This window comes from Nocardioides sp., assembly GCF_036267815.1.
Lineage (GTDB): Bacteria > Actinomycetota > Actinomycetes > Propionibacteriales > Nocardioidaceae > Nocardioides.
The window spans coordinates 242450-267881 of sequence record NZ_DATAVI010000039.1 but is presented as its reverse complement, the minus strand read 5'-3'; the positions used below and the strand labels follow the sequence as shown (position 1 = coordinate 267881).

Below are 25432 nucleotides of genomic sequence, written 5' to 3'. Positions count from 1 at the left end.
ATGCGCTTCATCCAGTGCAACTGCGAGCTGGGGTCGCGCATTTGCGCTTCCACGTTGACCGACTGGTAGCCGTACACCGGATCCATGAGCGGGGGCAGGTAGAGCTGGGCGAAGTCGGCCTGGCTGAAGCCGGCGTCGCGGTCCGGGGACCACTGCATCGGGGTGCGCACCCCGTCGCGGTCACCGAGGTAGATGTTGTCGCCCATGCCGATCTCGTCGCCGTAGTAGAGAACCGGCGACCCCGGGAAGCTGAACAGCATGGCGTGGAGCAGCTCGGCCACCCGGCGGTCATTGTCCACCAGCGGCGCCAGGCGTCGACTGATCCCGATGTTGCTCTTCATCCGGGGGTCCTTGGCGTACTCCTCCCACATGTAGTCGCGTTCCTCAGCGGTGACCATCTCCAGGGTCAGCTCGTCGTGGTTGCGCAGGAAGATGCCCCACTGGCACCCGTCGGGGATGGCCGGGGTCCGGGACAGGATCTCCGTGAGCGGGTGGCGCTGCTCGCGGCGGACGGCCATGAAGATGCGCGGCATCACCGGGAAGTGGAAGCACATGTGGCACTCGTCGCCGTCGCCGGCGTACTCACCGGTCTCCGGGTCGCGCTTGCCGCCGAAGTAGTCGACGACGTCGGCGGGCCACTGGTTGGCCTCGGCGAGGATCACCCGACCCGGGTAGTTCTCGTCGACGAACCTGCGCACCTTGCGGAGCATCTCGTGGGTCTCGGGGAGGTTCTCGCCGTTGGTGCCCGGGCGCTCGTAGAGGTAGGGCACCGCATCGAGCCGGAACCCGTCCAGACCCATCTCCAGCCAGAAGGACATCGCCTCGAGCATGGCCTCGTGCACCTTCGGGTTGTCGAAGTTCAGGTCCGGCTGGTGGGAGAAGAACCGGTGCCAGAAGTACTGCTGGCGAACGGGGTCCCAGGTCCAGTTCGACGGCTCGGTGTCGACGAAGATGATGCGCGCCTCGTCGTAGAGCTCGTCGGTGTCGGACCAGACGTAGAAGTCGCCGAAGGGCCCGTCCGGGTCGCTGCGCGAGGCCTGGAACCACGGGTGGGCGTCACTGGTGTGGTTCATGACGAAGTCGATGATCACCCGGATGCCGCGCTCGTGCGCCGCGGCGACGAAGTCGCGGAAGTCGTCGACGGTCCCGCACTCGGGGAGGATCGAGGTGTAGTCGGCCACGTCGTACCCGCCGTCGCGCAGCGGGGAGGTGAAGAACGGCGGCACCCACAGGCAGTCGACGCCCAGCCAGTGCAGGTAGTCGAGCTTCTCGACCAGCCCGCGGAAGTCACCGGTCCCGTCGGCGTTGGAGTCGCGGAAGGAGCGGACCAGCACCTCGTAGAAGACGGCCGTCTTGAACCAGTCGGGCGTCTCGGGGGTCACGGGAGCCTCGGCGCCCACGTCGGCGCTCACGAGGTCCTCCGCACGGTCAGGAGATGGGCGGGCTCGACGTAGGGGTCGAGTCGGACGTAGTTGTGCTGGCCCCAGTGCCAGTCCTGGCCGGTGACCTCGTCGTGGACCGCGAGGCTGTCGTGCCAGTCGAGCCCGAGCGCCGGCAGGTCGAGGTGGACCATCGTCTCGCGCGCGGCGTGCGGGTCGAGGTTGACCACGACGATCACCAGGTCCTCGACAGCCTCGTCGCCGCTCGTCTCGACACTGCTCTTGCTGAAGCAGAGGACGTTCTCGTCGTCGCTGGAGTGGACGACGAGATGACGCAGCTGCTGAAGCGCGGGATGGTCGCGTCGTGCCTTGTTGAGCATCGTGAGGTACGGCGCGAGCGTGCGCTCCTCCTTCGCGGCGGCGGCCCAGTCGCGCACCCGGATCTGGTACTTCTCGGAGTCGAGGTACTCCTCGCTGCCGGGTCGCACGGCGACGTGCTCGTACAGCTCGTAGCCGGCGTACACGCCCCAGCTCGGCGAGCCGGTGGCGGCCAGCAGCGCGCGGATCTTGAACGCCGGCGGCCCGCCGTACTGAAGGAACGCGTGCAGGATGTCGGGGGTGTTGACGAAGAAGTTCGGCCGCACCAGGTGGTCGGTCTGCGACGACACCTCGCGGAGGTAGTCCTCCAGCTCCCACTTGGCGGTGCGCCAGGTGAAGTAGGTGTAGCTCTGCTGGAAGCCGACTGCGCCGAGCCCCGACATCATGGCCGGCCGGGTGAAGGCCTCCGCGAGGAAGAGCACGTCGGGGTCGGTGCGGCGCACCTCGCGCAGCAGCCACTCCCAGAACGCCACCGGCTTGGTGTGGGGGTTGTCGACCCGGAAGATGCGGACCCCGTGCGACATCCAGAGCCGGACGACGCGCAGCACCTCCTTGCAGATGCCCTTCGGGTCGTTGTCGAAGTTGACGGGGTAGATGTCCTGGTACTTCTTCGGCGGGTTCTCGGCGTAGGCGATCGTCCCGTCGGCCTGCGTGGTGAACCACTCGGGATGCCGGGTCACCCAGGGGTGGTCCGGCGCGCACTGGAGGGCGAGGTCGAGGGCGACCTCGAGCCCCAGCGACTCGGCGCGGGCGACGAAGGCGTCGAAGTCCTCGAAGGTGCCGAGAGCTGGATGGATCGCGTCGTGCCCGCCGTCCTTGCTGCCGATGGCCCACGGCGACCCGGGGTCGTCGGGACCGGGGTCGAGGGTGTTGTTCGGGCCCTTGCGGTTGACCTCGCCGATGGGGTGGACGGGCGGGAGGTAGATCACGTCGAAGCCCATCGCCGCGACGTAGTCGAGGCGCTCCGCGGCCGTGCGCAGGGTGCCGCTGACCGTCGTGCCCGACTTCTCGTCGTACGTCGCGCCCTCCGACCGCGGGAAGAACTCATACCAGCTCCCGAACAGCGCCCGGGGTCGGTCGGCGTAGAGCGGGTAGGGGCCCTCGACCGTCGCGAGCCGGCGGACCGGGTGCGCGGCGAGCAGCGCGGCGAGCTCGGGCGACTGGAGGGCGGCCAGCCTCGCCTCGACCGGGCGGTCGGTGTCGCGAGCGGCGGAGGCGGCGCCGGCCACCACCTCGGTCTCGCGGGCGTCGAGGTCGCCGCCGCCGGCGACCTCGTCGAGCAGCAGCGCCCCCTCGGTGAACATCAGCTCCACGTCCACACCGGCCGGGATCTTCAGGCCCGCGGCGTGCTCCCAGGTGGCGAGGGGATCGGACCACGCGTGCACCTCGAAGGCCCACGCGCCCTCGACGTCGGGCGTCACCCACGCGGTGTAGCGGTCGGGGACGTCGGTCACCGTCATGCGCAGCGGGGCCCGCCGGCTCCCGTCGGGAGCGACCAGCACGACCTCGGCCCCGAGCTTGTCGTGGCCCTCGCGGAAGACGGTCGCCGAGACCGGCAGAGACTCCCCGGCGGTGGCCTTGGCGGGCAGGCGTCCGAGGTCGACGACGGGCGCGACGTCCATGACGGGGATACGTCCGACCATGCCGGCCACCCTTCCGAATCGGCACCCACCGTGCAAGACGGCGAGTCCGCCGAGGGTGGCACCGCGAGCGACGTACCCAGCGGTGCTGGGGCTACTCGGGGGCGAGTAGGCGTGGATCGACACGCTGCCGGGGTCGCGGCCGGCCATCCGGTGGGTGTGGTCGGGACCGAGGCGGTTTGAGCGTCCGGCCGGGCCGTCGGTGCGGATGCTGCTCCGCTCGATCGCCACGTTGTGCTCGGTGACGCAGCCCTCGCCGACGGCGACCGCTCCCGAGGAGATGTCGTGGTCGTGCCAGCCCGTGTCGTGTGCCGGGGTCCGACACGGGACACGTCGACGTGGGAGTCGCGGTGCAGCGAGACGTCGTGGCGGGATCGGCGTGCCGGTCAGCCACGCTCGCCCGGGCGCGGAACGGCGCGGGCGGGGGCCGCACGCCGGCGTACCACGCGTCCAGCGGCGTCGGCGCAGCTCATCGAGGAATGCTGGTGGCCAGAGGTGCTGGTGCACGTCGACGGAGCCTGGGGAAGCGGTCACGGTCAACATTACTAAGTCGGCTGAAGTACTTGACTGAGATAGTCGACTCACCCAACTCTGGGGAACTTGCCGCGCCGTCGTGGGCGATCGCTTGGAACGATCCAAGGAAGTCGGCTAACGTCGGCGGGTGCGCGCCATCCGTCGGTTCACCGTCCGCCCGGTCCTCCCTCCGGCCCTCTCGGCTCTGTCCGACCTCGCCGGCAACCTGCGGTGGTCGTGGCACCCGCCGACCCAGGACGTCTTCACCGAGGTCGACGCGGAGGTCTGGGAGGCGACCAAGCACGACCCGGTGCGGATGCTGGGCGCCGTGGACGCCGAGCGGCTCGAGCAGCTCGCCGGCGACCAGGGCTTCCTCGACCGCCTCGGCGCGGCCAAGGCCGACCTCGACGCCTATCTGGGCGGGGAGCGGTGGTACGCCCGGCGGGCCGGCGACGACGCACCCACGCGGATCGCCTACTTCTCACCCGAGTTCGGGATCACCGCGGTGCTGCCGCAGTACTCCGGTGGCCTCGGCATCCTGGCCGGAGACCACCTCAAGGCCGCCAGCGACCTCGGTGTGCCGCTGGTCGGCGTCGGCCTGCTCTACCACGCCGGCTACTTCAAGCAGTCGCTCTCGCGCGAGGGCTGGCAGCTGGAGACCTACCCGGTGCTCGACCCCGACGAGCTGCCGATCACCCTGCTGCGCGACCAGGACGGCGTGCGCGCGACGGTCTCGGTGGCGCTGCCCGGCGGCGTGGACCTGCTGGCCAAGATCTGGGTGGCCCAGGTCGGGCGGGTGCCGCTGCTGCTCCTCGACTCCGACGTCGAGGGCAACCCCGACCACTACCGTGACGTCACCGACCGGCTCTACGGCGGCTCGTCGGAGCATCGCCTGCGCCAGGAGATCCTGCTCGGCATCGGCGGGGTCCGGGCGCTCCGCGTCCACGCGCAGCTCACCGGGGCGCCCGAGCCGGAGGTCTACCACACCAACGAGGGCCATGCCGGCTTCCTCGGCCTGGAGCGCATCCGCGAGCTCACCGTCGAGGAGGGGGGCCCGAAGCTCGACTTCGCCACCGCCCTGGAGGTCTCCCGCGCCTCGACCGTCTTCACGACGCACACGCCGGTCCCGGCGGGCATCGACCGCTTCTCCCGGGAGCTGGTCGAGCAGTACTTCGGGACGGCGGGTCCCCTCGCCGGCGTGCCTCTCGACCGGATCCTCGCGCTCGGCGCGGAGGACTATGCCGGGGGCGACCCGACCGTGTTCAACATGGCCGTGATGGGCTTCCGCCTCGCGCAGCGGGCCAACGGCGTTTCGCAGCTGCACGGGCACGTGAGCCGGGAGATGTTCCACGGTCTGTGGCCGGCCTTCGACGAGGCGGAGGTTCCGATCACCTCGATCACCAACGGCGTCCACGCGCCGACCTGGGTGGGTCGCGAGGTCTTCGACCTCGCCGAGCGGCACGGCGCGAACGGCGACTCCGACGCCGTCGACTCGTTCTGGGAGGCGGTCGACCGCACGCCGTCCGCCGACATCTGGGCGGTCAAGCGCCAGCTCCGCGAGCATCTCGTGCTCGACGCACGCCAGCGGCTGCTCAAGTCGTGCCTCAAGCGCGGCTACCCCAAGGCCGAGTGCGCGTGGGTGGACGAGGCTCTCGACCCCGACGTCCTCACGATCGGCTTCGCGCGCCGGGTGCCGTCGTACAAGCGACTGACGCTGATGCTGCGTGACCCCGAGCGGCTCCGCCGTCTGCTGCTGCACCCCGAGCGGCCGGTCCAGCTGATCATCGCCGGCAAGTCCCACCCCGCCGACGACGGCGGCAAGCGCCTGATCCAGGAGCTGGTGCGCTTCGCGGACGACCCCGAGGTCCGCCACCGCATCGTGTTCCTGCCCAACTACGACATCGCCATGGCCCAGCCGCTCTACCCCGGCTGCGACGTCTGGCTCAACAACCCGCTGCGCCCCTACGAGGCGTGCGGGACCTCCGGCATGAAGGCCGCCCTCAACGGTGGTCTCAACCTGTCGATTCTCGACGGCTGGTGGGATGAGTGGTACGACGGCTCGAACGGCTGGGCGATCCCGTCGGCCGACGGCGTCGACGACGTCGAGCGCCGTGACGACCTCGAGGCATCCGCCCTCTACGACCTGATCGAGCGCGACATCGCGCCGCGCTTCTACGACGTCGACCACGACGGCGTCCCAGGCCGCTGGATCGAGATGGTCCGGCACACCTTGAAGTCGCTGGGCCCGAAGGTGCTCGCGACCCGCATGGTGCGCGACTACGTCCGCCAGCTCTACACCCCGTCAGCGGTCACCGGCCGTGCGCTGAACTCCGACTACAAGGGCGCCACCGAGCTCGCCGCCTGGAAGAAGGAGGTGCGCGCAGGCTGGGCCGACGTCCGGGTCGAGCACGTCGAGAGCCACGGCGTGGGCGACAACCCCGAGGTCGGCTCGGTGCTGACCGTGCGCGCGTTCGTCGCGCTGGGGTCACTCACGCCCGACGACGTCGCGGTCGAGGTGCTGCACGGCGTCATCGACGGCGAGGACGACCTGGTCGACACCACCGTCACCGCCCTCGTGCTCGCCGACACCTACGACGGCGGGCGCTACCGCTTCGACGGCGAGGTCCAGCTCAGGCGCGGCGGTGCCTTCGGCTACACCGTGCGGATCGTCCCCCGCCACAGCGTCCTCGCGACCGTCTCCGAGATGGGCCTGGTCGCGGTCCCCTAACCGCGAGGTGGGAGGAGTGGCACGCCACTCCTCCCACCTCGCGGTTAGGGGTGCTCGAGGCGCAGCACGAGCACGGCGCGCTCAGCGTGGGGGTTTCGGGGTCCGGGGGGGCCGCTGGCGTGGCAAGGTCGCGGGCCGCCACCAGCGCGGCGTACCCCTCGGCTCGTGCCTGCGACACCGTCACCCCTCCAAGAACGTCCGGAGCGAGGCGAACGCTGCACCGAGGGCGGGCTCAGACCTCGCGGACGACCACCACGGTCCGGCCGTCCAAGGTCATGGACTCGCCGGGGGACACGGTGGTTCCCACCGGGTGGTCCGGGCACGTCGAGACCACGACCTCACCCTCGCGCACCCAGGTGTCGGAGGGCATCGTCACCTTGACCGCGTCGGCCTCGGCGTTGAGCCAGATCAGGAACGAGCTGTCCCACTGCTGCTCACCGCGCGGCCCGGGGGAGCGCAGCGGGTCGCCGGTGACCAGCATGCCGACCACCGCGAGCTCGTTGTCGGCCCAGTCGTCGCCGGTCATCTCGCGGCCCTCGGGATGCACCCAGGCCAGGTCCTTCCGGCCGTCCACGATGGTCGGCCGTCCCTCGAACCAGTGGCGCTGCCGGAGCGCCGGGTGCTCGCGGCGCAGGCGCAGGGCGGCCTTGGTGATCTCGTAGACGTCGAGCCAGGCGTCGTCCGAGCGCCAGTCGACCCAGGAGACGTCGTTGTCCTGCACGTAGGGGTTGTTGTTGCCCCGCTGGGTGCGACCGCGCTCGTCGCCGGCGGTGAGCATCGGGACGCCGTTCGACAGGCACAGGGTCACCAGCAGGTTGGCCGCGGTACGTCGGCGCAGCGCCGTGACCTCGGGATCGTCGCTCTCGCCCTCGGTGCCGAAGCTCTGGGACCGGTTGTCGTCGGACCCGTCGCGGCCGCCGTCGCCGTTGGCGGCGTTGTGCTTGACGTCGTAGGAGACCAGGTCGCGCAGCGTGAAGCCGTCGTGCGCGGTCACGAAGTTCACCGAGGCGTACGGCGAGCGCCCGTCGTCGGCGTACAGGTCGGACGAGCCGGCGAGCCGGGTGGCGACGGTCCGGATGCCGCTGGACCGTCCGCGCCAGAAGTCTCGGACGGTGTCGCGGTACTGGTCGTTCCACTCCACCCAGCCCGACGGGAACTCCCCGACCCGGTAGCCCTCCGCGGAGGCGTCCCACGGCTCGGCGACCAGCTTCACGTGGCGCAGCGTCGGGTCCTGCCCGATCGCGAGCATCAGCGGCGCGGCCATGTCGACCTCCTGCCCGCCCCGCGCGAGCGCCGAGGCCAGGTCGAAGCGGAAGCCGTCGACGCGCATCTGGGAGGCCCAGTAGCGCAGCGAGTCGAGCACGAGCCGCAGCGCGAACGGGTCGGAGGAGTTGACGGTGTTGCCGCACCCGGTGATGTCCCAGTAGGTGTCGACGTAGGGATCTCCGGGCAACCGGTCGTCGACGCGGTGGTAGAAGCCGCGGTCGTCGAGGCCGCGGAACGACAGGGTCGGCCCGCCGGCCTCGCCCTCGGCGGTGTGGTTGTAGACGACGTCGAGGATCACCTCGAGCCCGGCGGCGTGGAACGCCCGCACCATCTCCTTGAACTCCCGCACCTGACCGCCGCGGTCGCCCGCAGCGGAGTACGCCGCGTGCGGGGCGAAGAAGCCCAGGGTGTTGTAGCCCCAGTAGTTCGACATCCCTCGCCGCAACAGCCGCGGCTCGCTGACGAACTGCTGCACGGGCAGCAGCTCGACCGCGGTCACTCCGAGGTCGCGCAGGTAGTCGAGCACCGGGGGCGTCGCCAGCCCGGCGTACGTGCCCCGCAGCGACGCGGGCACCCGGTCGTGCAGGGCGGTCATGCCCTTGACGTGCAGCTCGTAGATCACGGTGTCGCGCCATCGGGTGTAGGGCCGCCGGTCGTCGCCCCAGTCGAAGCCGGGGTCGTGCACGACGACGCCGCGCGGGACGTACGGCGCGGAGTCGAGCGTGCTGCGCCGCTGCGGTGTCGACACGTCGTAGCCGTAGATCGCGGGGTCCTCCCTCAGCTCCCCGCTCACCGCGCGCGCGTAGGGATCCAACAGCAGCTTGTCGGGGTTGAAGCGCAGACCCAGCTCGGGCGCCCACGGCCCGTCTGCCCGGAACCCGTAGCGGTCACCGACGGCGACGTCCGGGATCTCGCCGTGCCAGATCCCCAGCGACACCTCGGTGAGGGCGTGCCGGGTCTCGTGACCCTCGTCGTCGAAGAGGCAGACCCACAGGCGGGTGGCCTCGGGAGCCCGGACGGCGAAGTTCGTGGCCTCGGGGGAGTACGACGCTCCCAGCGGCCAGGTGCGCCCGGGCCAGACCGGCGCGGACTCGCCGGGTCGGCGCCAGGTTCCGGGGGTCACCCGCGACATTGTGTCCGATAGCGTCGACCGGGCAGCCCGGCTGGTCGAGCCTCGGCCGGTCGCGGCTGGCCAGACCCCCATCGCGTCGGAAAGGCATCCCATGGCGGAGTTCGTGCGACTCGAGGTCGCCGAGGGAGTCGGCACGGTCCGGCTCGACCGGCCGAAGATGAACGCCCTCAACGTCCAGGTCCAGGAGGAGATCCGCGCGGCGGCTGCCGAGGCGAGCGCGCGTGAGGACGTCAAGGCGGTCGTGCTCTACGGCGGCGAGCGGGTCTTCGCCGCCGGGGCCGACGTCAAGGAGATGGCCGAGATGTCCTACATCGACATGGTCAACCGCTCCGGGGCGCTTCAGTCGTCGTTCACCGCGGTCGCCCGGATCCCGAAGCCGGTCGTCGCCGCGATCACCGGGTACGCGCTGGGCGGCGGGTGCGAGCTGGCGCTGTGCGCCGACGTGCGCTTCGCCGCCGACGACGCCCAGCTCGGACAGCCCGAGGTGCTGCTCGGCGTCATTCCCGGCGCCGGGGGGACCCAACGGCTCACCAGGCTGGTCGGGCCGAGCCGGGCCAAGGACATCATCTTCACCGGGCGCTTCGTCCGCGCCGACGAGGCCCTGGCGATCGGCCTGGTCGACCGCGTCGTCGCCGCCGACCAGGTCTACGACGAGGCCGTGGCGTGGGCTGGGCAGTTCCGCGACGCCGCGACGTACGCGCTTCGGGCGGCCAAGGAGGCGATCGACGCCGGGAGCGAGGTCGACCTGGACACCGGGCTGGTCCTGGAGCGTCAGCAGTTCGCCGCGCTCTTCGCCACCGAGGACCGCCGCATCGGGATGACGTCGTTCGTCGAGAAGGGGCCCGGGAAGGCCGAGTTCGAGGGCCGCTGACGCCCTCTGGCCCGTCAGAAGGGGGCCGGCGCGGTCGCCTCGAGTTCCTGCGACACGCCGTAGCGCTGTGCCATCCTCGGACCATGACTCGGCACGCGACGCACGCCGGCGAGAGCGCCGACGAGCAGGCCGACGGCACGTCGACCGACCGCACCGCGCAGGCCAAGGCCGCGGCGAACGCCGTCCGGGCCCGGGTCGCGCAGGTCGCCTGGATCTTGTGCGCGCTGGCCGCGCTCGTGCTCGCCGCCGGCGCGCTCTGCATCGCCCTGAGGGCCAACTCCGACAACAGCCTGGTGAAGTTCTGCGTCGACAACGCCGACCGGCTCGACCTGGGCGTCTTCTCCCGCGTGGACGGCGTCGCGCACTGGAAGGGCCACTCGCACGCCGCCCTGACCAAGAACGCGTTGGCCAACTGGGGTCTGGCGGCGGTCATCTGGCTGGTCGCCGGCCGCGTCGTCGAGCGGATCATCCGACCACGGCCCTCCGCACCGGCCAAGAAGGGCTGAGGCCACGCGCGGCCGCCACTCCGCGGTTGTCCACAACGCCGGTCGGCGGCAGGCGGCCTCGGTCTCGGGCCCGTCTCGGCAGGAGTGACTCGCGAGTAACAAATCACACGAATCGTGTCGTGTGGCTCTGGTGTTTGCCCCCTTGCGTGTGATGGGGTGCCAGGGCGCGGGGCCAGGACAAGGGCCTCGCCCACCACAGATCCCCTGGGAGGGCTTCACCACATGACTGTTCGCTCCAAGAACCTCAAGCTCGTCGGCGCCCTGGGCGCCGCAGCGCTCACCGTCGGCACCCTCGGCGCCGTCTCGCCGGCGCTCGCCGCGGGCCACGACCTGACCTACACCTGCACGGGCAACCCGATCCCGCTCGGTGCGGTGGACTCGACCCTGAACCCTGGCACCATCCCGGCGAAGTTGGCGGCCGGGCAGGCGCTCACGCAGCACATGTCTCTGGTCGTTCACCTGAACCAGACGCAGACCGGCATCGCGCAGGCCGCCGGCGACTCGGTGGACGGCAAGATCGTCGCCAAGGGTCCCCTGGCGTTCAAGCTGAACATCCCGACCACCGCGATCGACCAGACCCTGGGCGCGACCCAGGACGTGCGGGCAGCCGGCAAGGGCACGATCACCGCGAGCAAGGTCGGGTCGTTCACGGTCAACGCGGGCGGCATCAACGCCACCCTCAACCTGACCAAGGGTGGGACCACCACTCAGGTCACGCAGTCCTGCACCGCGCCCACAGACGGCACCCAGACCATGGGCACCATCAAGGTGACCAAGGACAAGACCAAGTCCAAGGTCTCGGCGAAGGTCAAGGGCAGCAAGGCGACGGTCAGCGACAAGGTCAAGTCGCACTTCGGTCTCAAGGCGACCGGCAAGGTCTCCTTCACCCTGAAGAAGGGCAGCAAGACCATCAAGGCGACCGCCAAGATCAAGAAGGGCGTGGCCAAGTTCACCACCAAGTCGCTGGCGAAGGGCAAGTACTCCATCGTTGCGAAGTACGCGGGCACCAAGAACCTCAAGGGCTCGACCGGCAAGGGCAAGGTCACCATCAAGTGACCCACCCGGCCTGACTCAGGCCCCAGCAGGGCCCCGGCGCGAGCAGCGCCGGGGCCCTGTGCCGTCTCTGGTGTCATTCTCCGGGCCAGTTCCCGCCATGCCCCAGCCTCGGCGGCCTGCGGCGAGCCCGCGGAGGGAGCGGGCGACCGTGACAGCAGCACTGTGAGGGATGCCACCGCGACCTCGGTACCGGCGCCGGCGGGTGCTTGGGTAGCGTGACCGGCACATCACGTTGTCGGACATTGCCGATGCTGGACACAGGAGGGCCGTCCCGGCCATGAAGATCGCTGTCTGTGTGAAGTACGTGCCGGATGCCACCGGCGACCGCCACTTCGAGGACGACAAGACCGTCGACCGGGTCGGCGTCGACGGGCTGCTCTCCGAGCTCGACGAGTACGCCGTGGAGCAGGCGCTCCAGATCAAGGAGAAGGCGGAGAGCCCCGACGACGTCGAGGTGACCGCGCTCTGCGTCGGCCCCGAGAAGGCCGTCGACGCAATTCGCAAGGCCCTCCAGATGGGCGCCGACAAGGGCGTCCACGTGGTCGACGACGCGGTCGCCGGCTCCGACGCGATCGCCACCTCGCTGGTGCTGGCCAAGGCCGTCGAGAAGGGCAGCGACGGCACGCCGTACGACCTGGTGATGTGCGGCATGGCATCCACCGACGGCTCGATGAGCGTCGTGCCGGCCATGCTGGCCGAGCGGCTCTCGCTCCCGCAGCTGACGCTGGCCTCGAAGGTCGAGACCCAGGGCGACCAGGTCCGCATCCAGCGCGACGGAGATGTCGCGACCGAGGTGATCGGCGGCCGGATGCCGATGGTGGTCTCGGTGACCGACCAGTCCGGCGAGGCCCGCTATCCGTCGTTCAAGGGGATCATGGCGGCCAAGAAGAAGCCGCTGGAGACGCTCTCGCTCTCCGACCTCGGGGTCGACGCCGGTGACGTCGGGCTCTCGGTCGCGTGGACCGAGGTGACCCAGACCACCGCTCGCCCGCCGCGCGAGGCGGGCGAGATCGTCAAGGACGAGGACGGCTCGGGCGCCACGGCGCTCGCGGAGTTCCTCGCTGCCAAGAAGTTCGTCTAAGAGGAGCGGGTCCCAGATGTCCGAGATCCTGGTGGTCGTCGACCACGCCGACGGCGCGGTCAAGAAGCCGACCTACGAGATGCTCACCCTGGCCGCACGCCTGGGCGAGCCGTCCGCGGTCTTCCTCGGCCCGGCCGACATGGGCTCCGAGGTCGCCGACGCGGTGAAGAAGTACGGCGCGGCCAAGGTCTACGTCGTCGATGACGCCGATCTCAGGGGCTACCTCGTCGCCCCGAAGGCCGAGGCGCTCCAGCAGCTGGTGGAGAAGACCTCGCCGGGTGCGGTGCTGATCGCCTCGTCGGCCGAGGGCAAGGAGATCGCCGGCCGGCTCGCGGTCAAGACCGGGTCCGGCCTGATCACCGACGCCGTCGACGTCGAGGCGGGCGACGGCGCCGATGGGGGTCCGGTCACCACGCAGTCGGTGTTCGCCGGGTCCTACACCGTCAGGGCGAAGGTCACCCGAGGCACCCCGATCATCACCGTGAAGCCGAACTCCGCGGCGCCGCAGGAGGTCGACGGCGCCGGCGAGGTCGAGCAGGTGTCGGTCACCGTCTCCGAGGCCGCGAAGGGTGCTCAGATCGTGGCCTCCCAGCCGCGTACGGCGACCGGACGCCCGGAGCTGACCGAGGCCGCGATCGTGGTCTCCGGGGGGCGCGGCACGGGTGGGAGGTTCGAGCCGGTCGAGGACCTCGCCGACGCGCTCGGCGCGGCCGTGGGCGCCTCGCGGGCCGCGGTCGACTCCGGCTGGAAGCCGCACAGCTACCAGGTCGGCCAGACCGGCAAGACCGTCTCGCCGCAGCTCTACATCGCCGCCGGCATCTCCGGCGCCATCCAGCACCGGGCCGGCATGCAGACCTCCAAGACGATCGTCGCGGTCAACAAGGACGAGGAGGCGCCGATCTTCGAGCTCGTCGACTTCGGGGTGGTCGGCGACCTGCACACGGTGCTGCCGGCGGTGACCGAGGAGGTCAAGCGCCGCAAGGGCTGACCGCTCCGCGAGCACCCACGTGGTGTTCCGCGCCGAACAGACCCCTTGGGTCTGGTCGAGCAGGCTGCGGTCATGAGGACAACCCTGATCCGCGCCGCCGCTGTCGCCGGTGTCACCGCTCTGCTCGGCACCGCAGGTGCGCTCACGACGTTCGACACGGCGAACGCCGTCGCCGTGACCGGGGACGCGGACATGCAGAGGATCGTGATCCACCTCGATCACGACGAGACCGTCGCGGCCGCGACGAGCTGGGCAGGCGCCTCGCCGTACTGCGACAGTGCGATCGCGCAGGCCGGCGACGCGGGCCAGTACTTCTCGCAGGCTGCGAAGAACAACTGCAAGAACTCCCTGTGGCAGTGCGCCCAGTGGGCGAGCAGCTACGGCTACGACTATGTCGGCGTGAAGTTCGAGGGCGACACGGGGGTTCCGCAGTGTCTGCGCCCGGCGGACCTGTCGTAGCCGGCTCGGCTCGGCCACGTGTCACCGACGTGACGGTCGCGGGCGCCAGGTCTGGAGAGGCTCGCCCCGTGACGCCCACCTTTCGCCGCACCCTGGCCAGCACCGGCACCGTCAGCTGGGTCCCGTGGAACGCCAGTACCCAGTTCGACCTCAGCCTCTCCGCGGTGCGGAGCGCAAGCTCTGCGGGAAAACCAGCCCGCTGTGCGGGGAAGGCACCAACGGGGCCATCGCTGCGGGTCATCCGATGCCGGATGCGGCTCGCAGCGTGTGCCTCCAGGCCCTGATGACGTGTACCAAGGAAGCGGTCGGCAAGGGCAACGCCCTGAGCGGCACGCAGTTCTACAGCGGACTCGACGGCACGCACAAGGCGGGGGAGTACCGCTGCGTCACGCGATGACCTGCTGCTCGAGGGGCGATCCGTGCCACTCTACGATCGGGGACATGAGCAGCGAGGTCGAGCAGCTGGCGGTGCGGGCGCGCGGGGCCTCCCGCGCGCTGGGCCTGGCCACGCGGGCCACCAAGGACGCCGCCCTGCACGCGATGGCGGATGCGCTGGACGCCTCGGCAGACCGGATCCTCGAGGCCAACGCCGACGACGTGAACCGGGCCGAGGCAGCCGGCCCGGATCAGCACCTGGTCGACCGGCTCCGGCTCACCCCCGAGCGCGTGGCCTCGATGGCGCAGGGGCTGCGCGACCTGGCCGGGCTGCCCGACCCGGTGGGCGAGGTGGTTCGCGGCAGCACACTGGCCAACGGGCTGGAGCTGCGGCAGGTGCGGGTGCCCTTCGGTGTCGTCGCGATGATCTACGAGGGCCGTCCCAACGTCACGGTCGACGCCGCGGGGATCTGCCTGAAGTCCGGCAACGCCGCGCTCCTGCGTGGCAGCAGCAGCGCCGCCAGCAGCAACGCGCGGTTGGTCCAGATCCTTCGCGACGCGGTCTGCGAGGCCGGCCTGCCGGCCGACTGCGTCCAGCTCGTCCCCGCGGACTCCCGCGAGACGGTCAAGGAGCTGATGCGCGCCCGCGGGCTGGTCGACGTGCTCGTGCCGCGCGGGGGAGCGGGCCTGATCCGCTCGGTCGTCGAGGAGTCCACGGTGCCCGTCATCGAGACCGGCGTCGGCAACTGTCACGTCTACGTCGATGCCCGAGCCGACCTCGACATGGCGCTGGCCGTCGTCGTCAACTCCAAGACCGACCGCACCAGTGTCTGCAACGCCGCGGAGTCGCTGCTCGTCCACGGTGACGTCGCGGCGACGTTCCTGCCCCGCGTCGTGGGGGCCCTCCAGGACGCCGGGGTGACGATCCACGGCGACGCCGACTTCGCGGCGTACGACGGGGTGGTGGCGGCGACCGCGGACGACTACGACCGCGAGTACCTCAGCCTGGACATCTCGGCGGCCGTGGTTCCCGACCTCGACGCGGCACTGGAGCACATCCGTCGACACTCCACCGGTCACACCGAGGCGATCGTCACCGGAGACCAGGCGGCCGCTCGCCGCTTCGTGGCCGAGGTGGACGCCGCCGCGGTGCTGGTCAACGCCTCGACCCGCTTCACCGACGGTGGCGAGTTCGGCTTCGGCGCCGAGATCGGGATCAGCACCCAGAAGCTGCACGCGCGCGGACCCATGGGTCTGCCGGAGATGACCTCGACGAAGTACGTCGTGACCGGCGAAGGCCAGGTCCGGTGACGGCGGCCACGTCCGATATCGTTCCCCCCGTGACTCCGCTCATCATCAACCACTGGCTGGTCGGCGGCACCGTCCTGGTCATCCTGCTCCTGCTGATGCTCGGCCTCCTCGCCTTCGGCGCCGGCCGCGAGCACAGCTGAGCGCTCCGCGTCCGAGGCCTGCGCGATGACGAGCCGTGCCCGCCGGGTCGGGGTGATGGGCGGCACCTTCGACCCCATCCACCACGGGCACCTCGTGGCCGCCTCCGAGGTGCAGTCCTGGTTCGACCTGGACGAGGTCGTGTTCGTGCCGACCGGCGCGCCCTGGCAGAAGGCCGACCGGCAGGTCGCAGCCGCCGAGGACCGCTATCTGATGACCGTCATCGCGACCGCCTCGAACCCGAGGTTCTGGGTGTCGCGGGCCGACATCGACCGCGGCGGTCCGACGTACACCGTCGACACCCTGCGCGACCTCAGCTCGGCGCTGCCGGGCTCGGAGCTCTACTTCATCACCGGCGCCGACGCCTTGGCCGACATCTTCACCTGGCGTGACGCCGAGGAGCTTTTCGAGATGGCGCAGTTCGTCGGGTGCACCCGTCCCGGCTTCGTGATGGACGCCGAGACCCTCGGCAAGATCCCCGCCGACCGGGTGACCATGGTCGAGGTGCCGGCGCTGGCGATCAGCTCGACCGACGTGCGCCGTCGTACGATGCGGGGCGAGCCCGTGTGGTACCTCGTGCCCGACGGCGTCGTCCAGTACATCGCCAAGCACCAGCTGTACCCACGCACCGAGGCTCGTGCCCCTCTCGCCAGCACCGAAAGCTCTGCATGACTGCAACCGACCACGCCGTGTCCGTCGTCCACACCGCCGCCCGCGCCGCCTCCGACAAGCTGGCGCGACACATCATGGCCTTCGACGTCAGCGACCAGCTGGCGATCACCGACGCGTTCGTGCTGGCCTCGGCCGGCAACGACCGTCAGGTCAAGGCGATCGTGGACGAGATCGAGGACAAGCTCCGCGACCTCGGTGTGAAGCCGATCAGACGCGAGGGCGAGCGCGACGGCCGCTGGGTGCTGATCGACTACGGCGATGTCGTCGTCCACGTGCAGCACGAGGAGGAGCGACAGTTCTACGCCCTGGAGCGGCTGTGGCGGGACTGCCCCCTGATCGCCCTGCCGGCCGACGTCACCGGGGCGACCACTGGGTGACGAGGGCGCCCCGCGCCCGTCGTCCACCCGCCCACGCACGCTGGTCCTGCTGCGGCACGGTGAGACCGACTGGAACGTCGAGGAGCGCGCCCAGGGCCACGCCGACGTCCCGCTCAACGCGGTCGGTCACGCCCAGGCCGAGGCCGTGGCCCAGGCGCTCGCGGGCATCGGCGCGGTCCGCCTGTGGTCGAGCGACCTGATGCGGGCCATGCAGACCGCCGAGCGGGTCGCCGCGACGACCGGGCTCGCCATCGAGCCCGACCCCCGGCTGCGGGAGTACGACGTGGGCCGGCGCTCCGGGCTCACGCTGCCGGAGTTCGCGGCCACCTATCCCGAGGCGTTCTCCTCGTGGCGACGCGGCGACGGTCGGCGGCTGGTCCGCGGGGAGGAGAGCACCGAGCAGGTTCGCAGCCGGATCGTGCCCGCGCTGCACGACTGCCTGGGGGCGCTGTCGGCGGGTCAGACCGGCATCGCGGTGCTTCACGGCGGATGCCTGAAGGTCGGGCTGATGGGACTGCTGGGCTGGCCCGGTGAGCTGTCGCGGTCGCTCCAGGGCATGGAGAACTGCGGCTACAGCATGCTCTCCGACTCCGGCCCCCAGGGCGAGGTCCGGCTCACGTCGTACAACGAGAAGGCGGGCGGGCTGCGCCACGGGCCCGATTTCGCCGCCGACGCCCCCGTTGGCTAAGATTCCGCGAGTTGCCGCCGGTCGGCGGGATCGAATGGGGCTGTGGCGCAGCTGGTAGCGCATCTGCATGGCATGCAGAGGGTCAGGGGTTCGAGTCCCCTCAGCTCCACCGAACACGCAGGTCAGGGCCATGTTCTGAACCCTCACGGAGGGAACGGCGTGGCCAGGTCACACAAAGGGAACACTTATCGGTCCGATCTCGACCGGAGGTGGGGCCGTCTCGGGAGATTTGGGTCCGCGCTCGGCTCGCCTCGCGCACCTCGCTCATGGAGCCAACCAACGGTGTTGAAAGCAACGCAACCGTCGTCCACGGGGCCCTCGAACAGGCCTGGTCTCTCAAAGAGCCCGCCAAGAGACTGCAGGTCAGCTGCCAGACCATCTACGACCTGCGCAGCCAGGGCCGCGGACCGAGGAACTTCCGCGTTGGCCGGGAGCTCAGGTTCCGCGCCAGCGAGGTCGGGGCCTGGCTCGCGCGTCTCGAAGCCGAGGACGCCGACCGACACCGCGCTGTTGACCGACGATGACCGCCGGACGGCCCAGGACCGCACCTACGGCGCGATCAACGTACGCCGCAAGGGTGCCGACCGCCGTTACGTCGCCGCGACCCGGTTCCGCGACCTGGACGGTCAACTGCGGCAGGTCGGGGCCACCGGCTCGTCGCGCAGCGCGGCCACGTCGCTTCTGAGAGACCGGCTCCTGCGCCGGCCCGGTTACGGCAGCGGTGGCCTACTGAACGTTTCCAGCCGCTTCACGGACCTCGCCGAGCTGTGGCTGGCGGACCTGGAGCTGCGCGACATCTCCGAGGGCACCAAGGAGAACTATCGCGACGACCTGCGCGCACACGTCATGCCGCACTTCGACAACTACACGCTGGGTGAGATCACCACTGGGCGGGTCGAAATCCTTCTCAAGGCACAGGCGGCTTTCTCGTACTCTCGCGCCAAGCACTCCCGCACACTCTTGCACCAACTGTCCGCCTACGCACTACGCCACGACGCACTGGCCTGAACCGCCCCGGCGAGTCCGGAGCCTCCGGACATGCCGGGACGGTTCAGGTCGACCGCTCCACCAGCGTGGAGACCGGGGTTCATCCGACTGCCCCCGGCCGCTGACTCCGAATCCTGGTGCATCCGCACCGCGCAACACGCAACACGCAACACGCAACGACAGTGGTTTGCCGGGGGGTCAGCACTCAGCGGATCCCGAGATCCTCCACGAAGGTGTTCACGAACCGTCGTTCGGGGTCCAGACGTTCGGCGAGCTCGCGGTACTTCGGCGTTTCGGGATAGGTGCTCGCCACCCAGTCCTTGTCGAAGTCGAGGAACACCTTCCCCCAGTGAGGCCGCGGTTCGAAGGGCCTCAAGACGTCTTCGAGCCGCTGGAGCGCCGGCCGGACCGAGTCGAAGTCCGACGTCCAGGTGGCATGAACCGCCAAGGTCTCTCGTCCTTGAAACGGGCTCAGCCACATCTCGTCGGATGCGATGGTGCGGATCTCCATGGTCCGCAGCGCTGCTGCGAACTCCCCCGATCGGCCCGAGAGAGCCGGTAGGACCTCGGAGGCAGCGTCTCGAGGGACGAAGAACTCTGACTGGAGCTCGTCGCCGGCGCTCGGAGTGAACGAAGGCTTGAAGTGCGGGAGACGCTCGAACCAAGGGCCGGAGGATCCGAGCTGGTTGGTGGCCGCGTGCGGATCGAGGCCGACGATGGGGTGCACCTGGATGTCAGCCCGTCGGCCACCCCACAGACCCTCCAACGGAACGCCGTCGGTACCTCGTTGCTTGAACCACATCGAGTCGACGACCGCCGGGTCTCGGAAGGACAGGAACAGGCTCACGCTGTACGCCGCAGCCAGGATGCTCTGGATCTCGCGCGCCACCGACGTCAGTGGCACGTCCAGCACGACCTCCTGACCCACCGTGTACGACGGTTCCACCGCGACGGCCAACCTGGTGGTGACTCCCCAGGAACCGAGCGAGAGCACCAGCCCGCCGAAGTCCGGGTCGCCGGCGCCGCCGGTGACCAGCTCGCCGGTTCCGGCCACGGCCTCGACCCCGACGACCCGCGAGGCAAGGCAGCCATTGCCGACACCTGAGCCATGGGTCCCGGTCGCGCACGCTCCGGCCACGGAGATGTGCGGAAGCGAGGCCATGTTGTGCAGAGCCCATCCGGCGCCCTCGAGGACGGGTGCGACCTGGGCGTAGGTCGCGGCCGCCGGGACCCAGGCGAGCTCCCGGGCCTCGTCGATCTCGACTGCGCGACCCAGGCGCGTCGTGCTCACCAAGACGCCGCTCGTGTCGACCACCCCAGAGAACGAGTGTCTCGTTCCGGTCGCGCGGACCCTCGGGGAGGTGCTGACGAGCTCCTGGAGCTCTTCGACCGTCGCCGGGGTCCGAAGGTCTGCACTGGAGTAGTCGACGTTGCCAGCCCAGTTCCTCATTCCATTGATGTTAGCGGTCACATGACACCGCAGCACTCGGAGTCGCCCGCCACGCGAGGCATCCGGATCGCCAGCAACTTCGAGACCTCCGCCTTCGGGTCGAGACCGGCCGCTCCTTGACCGCACTCCAGGCGGCAGCCACAATTGTGACCGCTAACATTCGTCAGGAAGGCCCACCAGTGCCCAACCGTTCCGCCGAACAGTACGTCGTCGGTGTCGACTTCGGGACTCTGTCCGGCCGCGCTGTCGTGGTGCGGGTGTCCGACGGCGAGGAACTGGCCGTGGCCGTCGCCGACTACCCGCATGGGGTGATGGACCGTCGGCTCCCTTCGGGCCGCGCACTGCCGTCTGACTGGGCGCTCCAGGTGCCTGCGGACTACTGCGCCGTTCTCTCAGATGCCGTGCCGGCCGCGCTCGCCTCGGCCGGCATCGACCCGGCGGACGTGATCGGTCTGGCGACCGACTTCACCGCATGCACGATGATTCCCGTGCTGGACGACGGCACACCCCTGAACGAGGTCCCCAGCTACGCCGACCGTCCCCATGCATACGTGAAGCTATGGAAGCACCACTCGGCACAGGCCCAGGCCGACCGGATCAACCAGCTGGCCGAGCAACGGCGCGAGCCGTGGCTACCGCGGTACGGCGGCTTCATCTCCTCGGAGTGGGAGTTCGCGAAAGCCCTCGAAATGTATGAGGAGGACCGCCAGGTCTACGACGCCATGGACGCCTGGGTCGAGGCGGCCGACTGGATCGTGTGGCAGCTGACCGGGACCTATCAGCGCAACGCCTGCGCGGCCGGCTACAAGGGTATCTTCCAGGACGGCGAGTACCCCTCACCGGACTACCTCGAGGCATTGGCGCCCGGATTCGGGAGGTTCGTGCGCGACAAGCTCCGCCACGACCTGGTCGCCCTCGGCTCCCGGGCCGGCTCCCTGACCGACGAGGCCGCGACGTGGACAGGCCTGCCCGCTGGGATCGCAGTCGCCGCAGGCAACGTGGACGCCCACGTCACCGCACCGGCCGCGCAGGCTGTCCGGCCCGGTCAGATGGTTGCCATCATGGGGACCTCCACCTGCCACGTGATGAGCTCCGATCGGCTCACGGAGGTCCCGGGCATGTGCGGTGTCGTCGATGGCGGCATCGTCGAGGGTCTCTACGGCTACGAAGCGGGCCAGAGCGGCGTCGGTGACATCTTCGGCTGGTTCGTCGACACCCAGGTGCCCGCCTCCTATGCGGACGCCGCACGGCGGGACGGCGTGTCACTTCATGACCACCTCACCGCTCTCGCGGCTCGCCAGGAGGTCGGAGAACACGGGCTCGTCGTCCTCGACTGGCACAGTGGCAACCGGTCGGTGCTGGTCGATCACGAGTTGTCAGGGCTGGTGGTCGGCCTGACTCTGGCGACGAGTCCGGAGCACCAGTACCGTGCCCTCCTCGAGGCGACGGCGTTCGGCACCCGGGTCATCGTCGAGGCGTTCCGCGATGCTGGCGTTCCGGTCGAGGAGTTCATCGTCGCCGGAGGGCTGCTCAAGAACGTCTTGCTGATGCAGATCTGCTCCGACGTGCTGGGAATGCCCCTCAGCGTCATGACCAGCGACCATGGCTCGGCCCTCGGGTCCGCGATCCACGCCGCCGTCGCGGCGGGCGCCTACCCGGACGTCGCCGGGGCCAGCGACGCGATGGGTCGCCGACAGGTCGCCGCCTACCAGCCTGATGCCCGACGATCGAAGCGATACGACGAGATGTTCGTCGACTACCTCGAGGTGCACGACCACTTCGGGCGCGACAGCCAGCTGATGCGCCGCCTACGCGGGAGGCGACGCCATGCGCTGGCAGCGGCGCAGAGCGTTGCAGACGGGGACCGCCCATGAGTGTCACGGCCGACGTCGCCGCCAGCGTGTGGCGTCTTCGTCTGGAGGTCGCGCGCCTTCACGGGCACCTCACCAGGTATCAGCTCGTGGTGTGGACGGCGGGGAACGTGTCGGCGCGCGTCCCTGGCCACGACTTGCTCGTCATCAAGCCGTCCGGCGTCGACTACGACGAGCTCACCCCCGAGAACATGGTGGTCTGCGATCTCCACGGACGCGTCATCGAAGGTGAGCACGCACCGTCGTCGGATACCGAGGCGCAGGCCTATGTCTACAGGCACATGCCTCAGGTCGGTGGTGTGGTGCACACCCACTCCACGTACGCGACCGCTTGGGCCGCCCGCGGTGAGCCGATCCCCTGTGTGCTGACCATGGTCGCCGACGAGTTCGGCGGTGAGATCCCGGTCGGACCCTTCGCCGTCATCGGTGACGACTCCGTCGGCAAGGGCATCGTCGAGACCCTGACCGGCCACCGGTCACGAGCAGTCCTGATGCAGAACCATGGCGTGTTCGCCATCGGCGAGGACGCGCGCACTGCGGTCAAGGCCGCGGTCATGTGCGAGGACGTCGCCCGAACGGTCCATATCGCCCGACAGCTCGGAGCGCCGGTCGACATCGACTCCAGTGCGGTAGACGCCTTGTTCGAGCGCTACCAGAACGTCTACGGCCAACCGTGACCGGGCTGGGCCGGGCCGCGCTCGTGCGTGCGCCGGCAGGACGTAAGCCGAAAGGGGCCCCCGCGTGACCACCTCAGACCCTGAAGTCTGGTTCCTGACCGGCAGCCAAGACCTCTATGGACCCGAGACCCTCGAGCAGGTCGCCGGTCAATCCACCATGGTGGCTACCAGGCTCCAGGCCTCCGGCGACCTCCCGGTCACCGTCAGGTGGAAGCCGGTCCTCCTGGACGCCGAGGCGATCCGCCACGTCATGCTCGAAGCGAACGCCGACGACAGCTGTGTGGGCGTCATGGCGTGGATGCACACGTTCTCGCCGGCGAAGATGTGGATCCTCGGCCTCGAGGCCCTCAGCAAGCCGCTCCTCCATCTGCATACCCAGGCCAACGTGGAGCTCCCGTGGGGCACCATCGACATGGACTTCATGAACCTGAACCAGGCTGCGCACGGCGACCGGGAGTTCGGCCACATCCAGTCTCGTGTCGACATCCGCCGCCACACGATCGCCGGCCACGTCGGCGACCCTCGCGTCCGGGGCCGGGTCGCAAACTGGTGCCGCGCCGCCCTTGGCACAGCCGATCTGCACGGCCTGCGACTCGCCCGGTTCGGCGACAACATGCGTGATGTCGCCGTCAGCGAGGGCGACAAGGTCGCGGCGCAGATCCAATTCGGCGTCTCCGTCAACACCTATGGGGTCAACGACCTCGTCGCGAGTGTCGACGCTGCTGATCCGAAGGGCGTCGGCGAGATCGTCAGCGAGTGCCTCGACCTCTACGACGTCGCCAGTGAGCTTCTTCCCGACGGGGACCGTCACGACTCCTTGGTCGACGGGGCACGCATCGAGCGCGGCTTGCGCGACTTTCTCCAAGCGGGGGGCTTCCACGCGTTCACCACCAACTTCGAGGACCTCGGTGGCCTGAAGCAGCTGCCCGGACTCGCGGTTCAACGACTGATGGCCGACGGCTACGGCTTCGGCGGCGAAGGTGACTGGAAGACGGCAGCCCTGGTCCGCACCTGCAAGACGATGGCGCACGGAATTCTCGGTGGCACTTCGTTCATGGAGGACTACACCTACCACCTGGTTCCCGGCGAGGAGAAGATCCTGGGAGCCCACATGCTCGAGGTGTGCCCCACCCTCACCGCGAGCAGACCGTCGCTGGAGGTCCACCCGCTGGCGATCGGTGGCCGTGAGGACTCGGTGCGCCTGAGGTTCTCCGCCGATCCAGGTCCAGGCCTCGTGGTCGGCCTCTCCGATCTCGGCGACCGCTTCCGGCTGACCGCGAACGTGATCGAGGTCGTCGATCCCGACGAGCCGCTCCCGAACCTGCCCGTGGCACGCGCGGTGTGGAAGCCGGAGCCATCGCTGCACACGTCGGCCGAAGCCTGGATCACGGCTGGCGCTCCACACCACACGGTGCTGTCGACCGCACTGGAGAGAGAGGTCCTGGAGGACTTCGGCGAGATGGTAGCCACCGAGCTGGTCTGTATCGACATGAACACCACCATCCGGTCGCTCCAGCAGGAGCTCCGGTGGAACGCCGCCTACTACCGGCTCGCGGGCCGTTTGTGACGCGGCAAGCCGCCGCTCGCGGCCCGAGTGTGACGATTGACACACCTCAGATGTGAGCGATAACATCCGACGCTTGACGAGGAAAGCGCTTCGAGCGAAGCATCCGCCAGTCCGAGGAGAAGACTCATGCAGGATGAGAATGTGAACGCTGACATTGCTGAGGCCGCTCTCGACCGCTTGGAGTGGCAGGACGGGCGCCGCTCCACGCCGGATCGCAGTCCACGGTTCCACGTGGCGCGCCGCGCCGCGCTGGCCGGCGGTGGTGGAGCCTTGGTGACCGCGCTGCTCGCGGCGTGTGGTTCCAAGGCGGATTCGAGCAGCTCCGGGTCGAGCGGCGGGATCTTCGGAAGCTCGCAGAAGCTCAAGTTCGTCTTCGTGAACCATGTGACGACCAACCCGTTCTTCGTCCCCACCCGCTACGGCGCGCAAGACGCCTGCGACCTTCTTGGCTGCTCCTACCAGTGGACCGGGTCGGAGAACAGCAACGTCAACGAGATGGTCAACGCGACGAACACCGCGATCACCGGCGGAGCCGACGGAATCGCCATCGCTCTGGTGGACGACCGAGCCTTCAACGCCCCGACCGACACGGCACTGAAGGCGGACATCCCGGTCGTGGGGTACAACGCCGACGCGAGCGGCAACGGGCGTCTCGCCTACATCGGCCAGGACCTGTATGCGTCGGGCCAGGAGATGGGCAACCGCATCGTCGACCTCGTCGGCTCCGGTCCTGTCGCGATATTCATCGCGACGCCGGGTTCGTCCAACCTGCAGCCCCGCATCGACGGCGCGCTCTCGGTGCTCAAGGCTCACTCGTCGATCACGACCTCGACCGTCGCCACAGGTGCGGCCGTCCCGGCAGAGCTCTCGACCATCGACTCGTACGTCACGGGCCACTCGGACGTCAAGGGACTCTTCGCCGTCGATGCCGGTAGCACCCAGAGCGTTGCCCAGACCATGCAGAAGCACTCGTTGCGCTCCAAGGGGGTCAAGGCGGGGGGCTACGACCTCACGCCGATCACCCAGAACCTGCTGGCTCAGGACCAGCTGGACTTCACCATCGACCAGCAGCCGTACCTACAGGGCTTCCTACCGGTCCTGGAGCTCTACCTCTACTCGGTGTCGAAGACGCTGAGCGGGATGGCTGACGTCAACACCGGCCTCAAGTTCCTCGACAAGACCACCGTGGTCCCCTACAACGGCACCAAGTCGCGTTTCGAGGGTACGTCGAAGTCGGTGGGGGTGAGCTCGAGCTGATGAGCTCCTCGGGCGTGGACTCACCTACGGCAGGAGGCAGCCCGACGCCCTCGGCACAGCCTGGG

At 69.6% G+C, this 25432-nt stretch carries 22 protein-coding genes and 1 tRNA gene; 19 read left to right on the top strand and 4 right to left on the bottom strand.

Annotation, left to right across the window (positions count from 1 at the left end; genetic code table 11):
• Both treS and VHW64_RS08960 read right to left on the bottom strand, forming a co-directional pair.
• A partial coding sequence (gene treS / locus VHW64_RS08965; RefSeq protein ID WP_329650181.1) for a maltose alpha-D-glucosyltransferase occupies nucleotides 1-1412 on the bottom strand: 1412 nt, incomplete at its 3' end.
• The gene (locus tag VHW64_RS08960; RefSeq protein WP_329650180.1) at nucleotides 1409-3400 is read right to left on the bottom strand and encodes an alpha-1,4-glucan--maltose-1-phosphate maltosyltransferase; all 1992 of its coding nucleotides are present in this window, start codon (nucleotides 3398-3400) and stop codon (nucleotides 1409-1411) included. The genes treS and VHW64_RS08960, both read right to left, overlap by 4 nt.
• 658 nt (nucleotides 3401-4058) lie before the next feature.
• On the opposite strand from VHW64_RS08960, the gene glgP reads away from it, so the two are divergent.
• The gene (gene glgP / locus VHW64_RS08955) at nucleotides 4059-6638 is read left to right on the top strand and encodes an alpha-glucan family phosphorylase (protein ID WP_329650179.1); all 2580 of its coding nucleotides are present in this window, start codon (nucleotides 4059-4061) and stop codon (nucleotides 6636-6638) included.
• Between the two features lie 232 nt (nucleotides 6639-6870).
• Here the strand turns inward: glgP and glgX are convergent, their stop codons facing one another.
• Nucleotides 6871-9036 carry a glycogen debranching protein GlgX gene (gene glgX / locus VHW64_RS08950; RefSeq protein WP_414690471.1) on the bottom strand — a complete coding sequence of 722 codons (2166 nt, stop codon included), beginning with the start codon at nucleotides 9034-9036 and terminating at the stop codon, nucleotides 6871-6873.
• A 91-nt stretch (nucleotides 9037-9127) separates the two neighbouring features.
• Between glgX and VHW64_RS08945 the strand changes: the two genes are divergently transcribed.
• The 14 genes from VHW64_RS08945 to VHW64_RS08885 all read left to right on the top strand — a co-directional run bounded on the left by VHW64_RS08945 (nucleotide 9128) and on the right by VHW64_RS08885 (nucleotide 18566).
• Nucleotides 9128-9907, top strand: a complete 780-nt coding sequence (locus VHW64_RS08945) for an enoyl-CoA hydratase/isomerase family protein (protein ID WP_329650177.1) — start codon at nucleotides 9128-9130, stop codon at nucleotides 9905-9907.
• An 83-nt stretch (nucleotides 9908-9990) separates the two neighbouring features.
• A complete protein-coding gene (locus VHW64_RS08940; RefSeq protein WP_329650176.1) occupies nucleotides 9991-10413 on the top strand; it encodes a hypothetical protein in 423 nt (140 codons plus the stop codon).
• A 222-nt stretch (nucleotides 10414-10635) separates the two neighbouring features.
• Nucleotides 10636-11469, top strand: a complete 834-nt coding sequence (locus VHW64_RS08935) for an Ig-like domain repeat protein (protein WP_329650175.1) — start codon at nucleotides 10636-10638, stop codon at nucleotides 11467-11469.
• Nucleotides 11470-11746: 277 nt separating this feature from the next.
• Nucleotides 11747-12550: an electron transfer flavoprotein subunit beta/FixA family protein gene (locus tag VHW64_RS08930; RefSeq protein WP_329650174.1), complete on the top strand. Its 804-nt coding sequence runs from the start codon at nucleotides 11747-11749 to the stop codon at nucleotides 12548-12550.
• A 16-nt stretch (nucleotides 12551-12566) separates the two neighbouring features.
• On the top strand, nucleotides 12567-13538 hold the full coding sequence (locus VHW64_RS08925; RefSeq protein WP_329650173.1) for an electron transfer flavoprotein subunit alpha/FixB family protein: 972 nt from the start codon (nucleotides 12567-12569) through the stop codon (nucleotides 13536-13538).
• A gap of 72 nt (nucleotides 13539-13610) precedes the next feature.
• Nucleotides 13611-13997, top strand: coding sequence for a hypothetical protein (locus VHW64_RS08920; RefSeq protein ID WP_329650172.1), 387 nt, complete (start codon nucleotides 13611-13613; stop codon nucleotides 13995-13997).
• 244 nt (nucleotides 13998-14241) lie between these two features.
• Nucleotides 14242-14394 carry a hypothetical protein gene (locus VHW64_RS08915; protein ID WP_329650171.1) on the top strand — a complete coding sequence of 51 codons (153 nt, stop codon included), beginning with the start codon at nucleotides 14242-14244 and terminating at the stop codon, nucleotides 14392-14394.
• Between the two features lie 44 nt (nucleotides 14395-14438).
• Nucleotides 14439-15683 carry a glutamate-5-semialdehyde dehydrogenase gene (locus tag VHW64_RS08910; RefSeq protein WP_329650170.1) on the top strand — a complete coding sequence of 415 codons (1245 nt, stop codon included), beginning with the start codon at nucleotides 14439-14441 and terminating at the stop codon, nucleotides 15681-15683.
• Nucleotides 15684-15848: 165 nt separating this feature from the next.
• Complete coding sequence (nadD, locus tag VHW64_RS08905; protein ID WP_329650169.1) at nucleotides 15849-16493, top strand: nicotinate-nucleotide adenylyltransferase; 645 nt, start codon at nucleotides 15849-15851, stop codon at nucleotides 16491-16493.
• Entirely contained in the window at nucleotides 16490-16870 is a 381-nt protein-coding gene (gene rsfS / locus VHW64_RS08900; RefSeq protein WP_329650168.1) for a ribosome silencing factor, read from the top strand. The genes nadD and rsfS overlap by 4 nt, the downstream gene beginning before the upstream one ends.
• Nucleotides 16863-17558 (top strand): histidine phosphatase family protein, encoded by a 696-nt coding sequence (locus tag VHW64_RS08895; RefSeq protein WP_329650193.1) that lies wholly within the window; start codon nucleotides 16863-16865, stop codon nucleotides 17556-17558. The genes rsfS and VHW64_RS08895 overlap by 8 nt, the downstream gene beginning before the upstream one ends.
• Nucleotides 17559-17594: 36 nt before the next feature.
• Nucleotides 17595-17667: transfer RNA gene (locus VHW64_RS08890), tRNA-Ala, on the top strand.
• A gap of 157 nt (nucleotides 17668-17824) precedes the next feature.
• Nucleotides 17825-18082, top strand: a complete 258-nt coding sequence (locus VHW64_RS20295; RefSeq protein ID WP_414690469.1) for a helix-turn-helix transcriptional regulator — start codon at nucleotides 17825-17827, stop codon at nucleotides 18080-18082.
• Nucleotides 18069-18566, top strand: a complete 498-nt coding sequence (locus VHW64_RS08885; protein WP_329650167.1) for a hypothetical protein — start codon at nucleotides 18069-18071, stop codon at nucleotides 18564-18566. The genes VHW64_RS20295 and VHW64_RS08885 overlap by 14 nt, the downstream gene beginning before the upstream one ends.
• A 184-nt stretch (nucleotides 18567-18750) precedes the next feature.
• Here the strand turns inward: VHW64_RS08885 and VHW64_RS08880 are convergent, their stop codons facing one another.
• A complete protein-coding gene (locus VHW64_RS08880; protein WP_329650166.1) occupies nucleotides 18751-19995 on the bottom strand; it encodes an FAD-binding protein in 1245 nt (414 codons plus the stop codon).
• A 179-nt stretch (nucleotides 19996-20174) separates the two neighbouring features.
• Between VHW64_RS08880 and araB the strand changes: the two genes are divergently transcribed.
• The 4 genes from araB (at nucleotide 20175) to VHW64_RS08860 (ending at nucleotide 25367) form a co-directional block, all read left to right on the top strand.
• Nucleotides 20175-21869, top strand: coding sequence for a ribulokinase (gene araB, locus VHW64_RS08875; protein ID WP_329650165.1), 1695 nt, complete (start codon nucleotides 20175-20177; stop codon nucleotides 21867-21869).
• Complete coding sequence (locus VHW64_RS08870; protein WP_329650164.1) at nucleotides 21866-22543, top strand: L-ribulose-5-phosphate 4-epimerase; 678 nt, start codon at nucleotides 21866-21868, stop codon at nucleotides 22541-22543. The genes araB and VHW64_RS08870 overlap by 4 nt, the downstream gene beginning before the upstream one ends.
• Nucleotides 22544-22607: 64 nt before the next feature.
• Entirely contained in the window at nucleotides 22608-24110 is a 1503-nt protein-coding gene (gene araA / locus VHW64_RS08865) for an L-arabinose isomerase (protein WP_329650163.1), read from the top strand.
• A 141-nt stretch (nucleotides 24111-24251) separates the two neighbouring features.
• Nucleotides 24252-25367, top strand: coding sequence for a sugar ABC transporter substrate-binding protein (locus tag VHW64_RS08860; protein ID WP_329650162.1), 1116 nt, complete (start codon nucleotides 24252-24254; stop codon nucleotides 25365-25367).
• The last annotated feature ends 65 nt before the right edge of the window (nucleotides 25368-25432 follow it).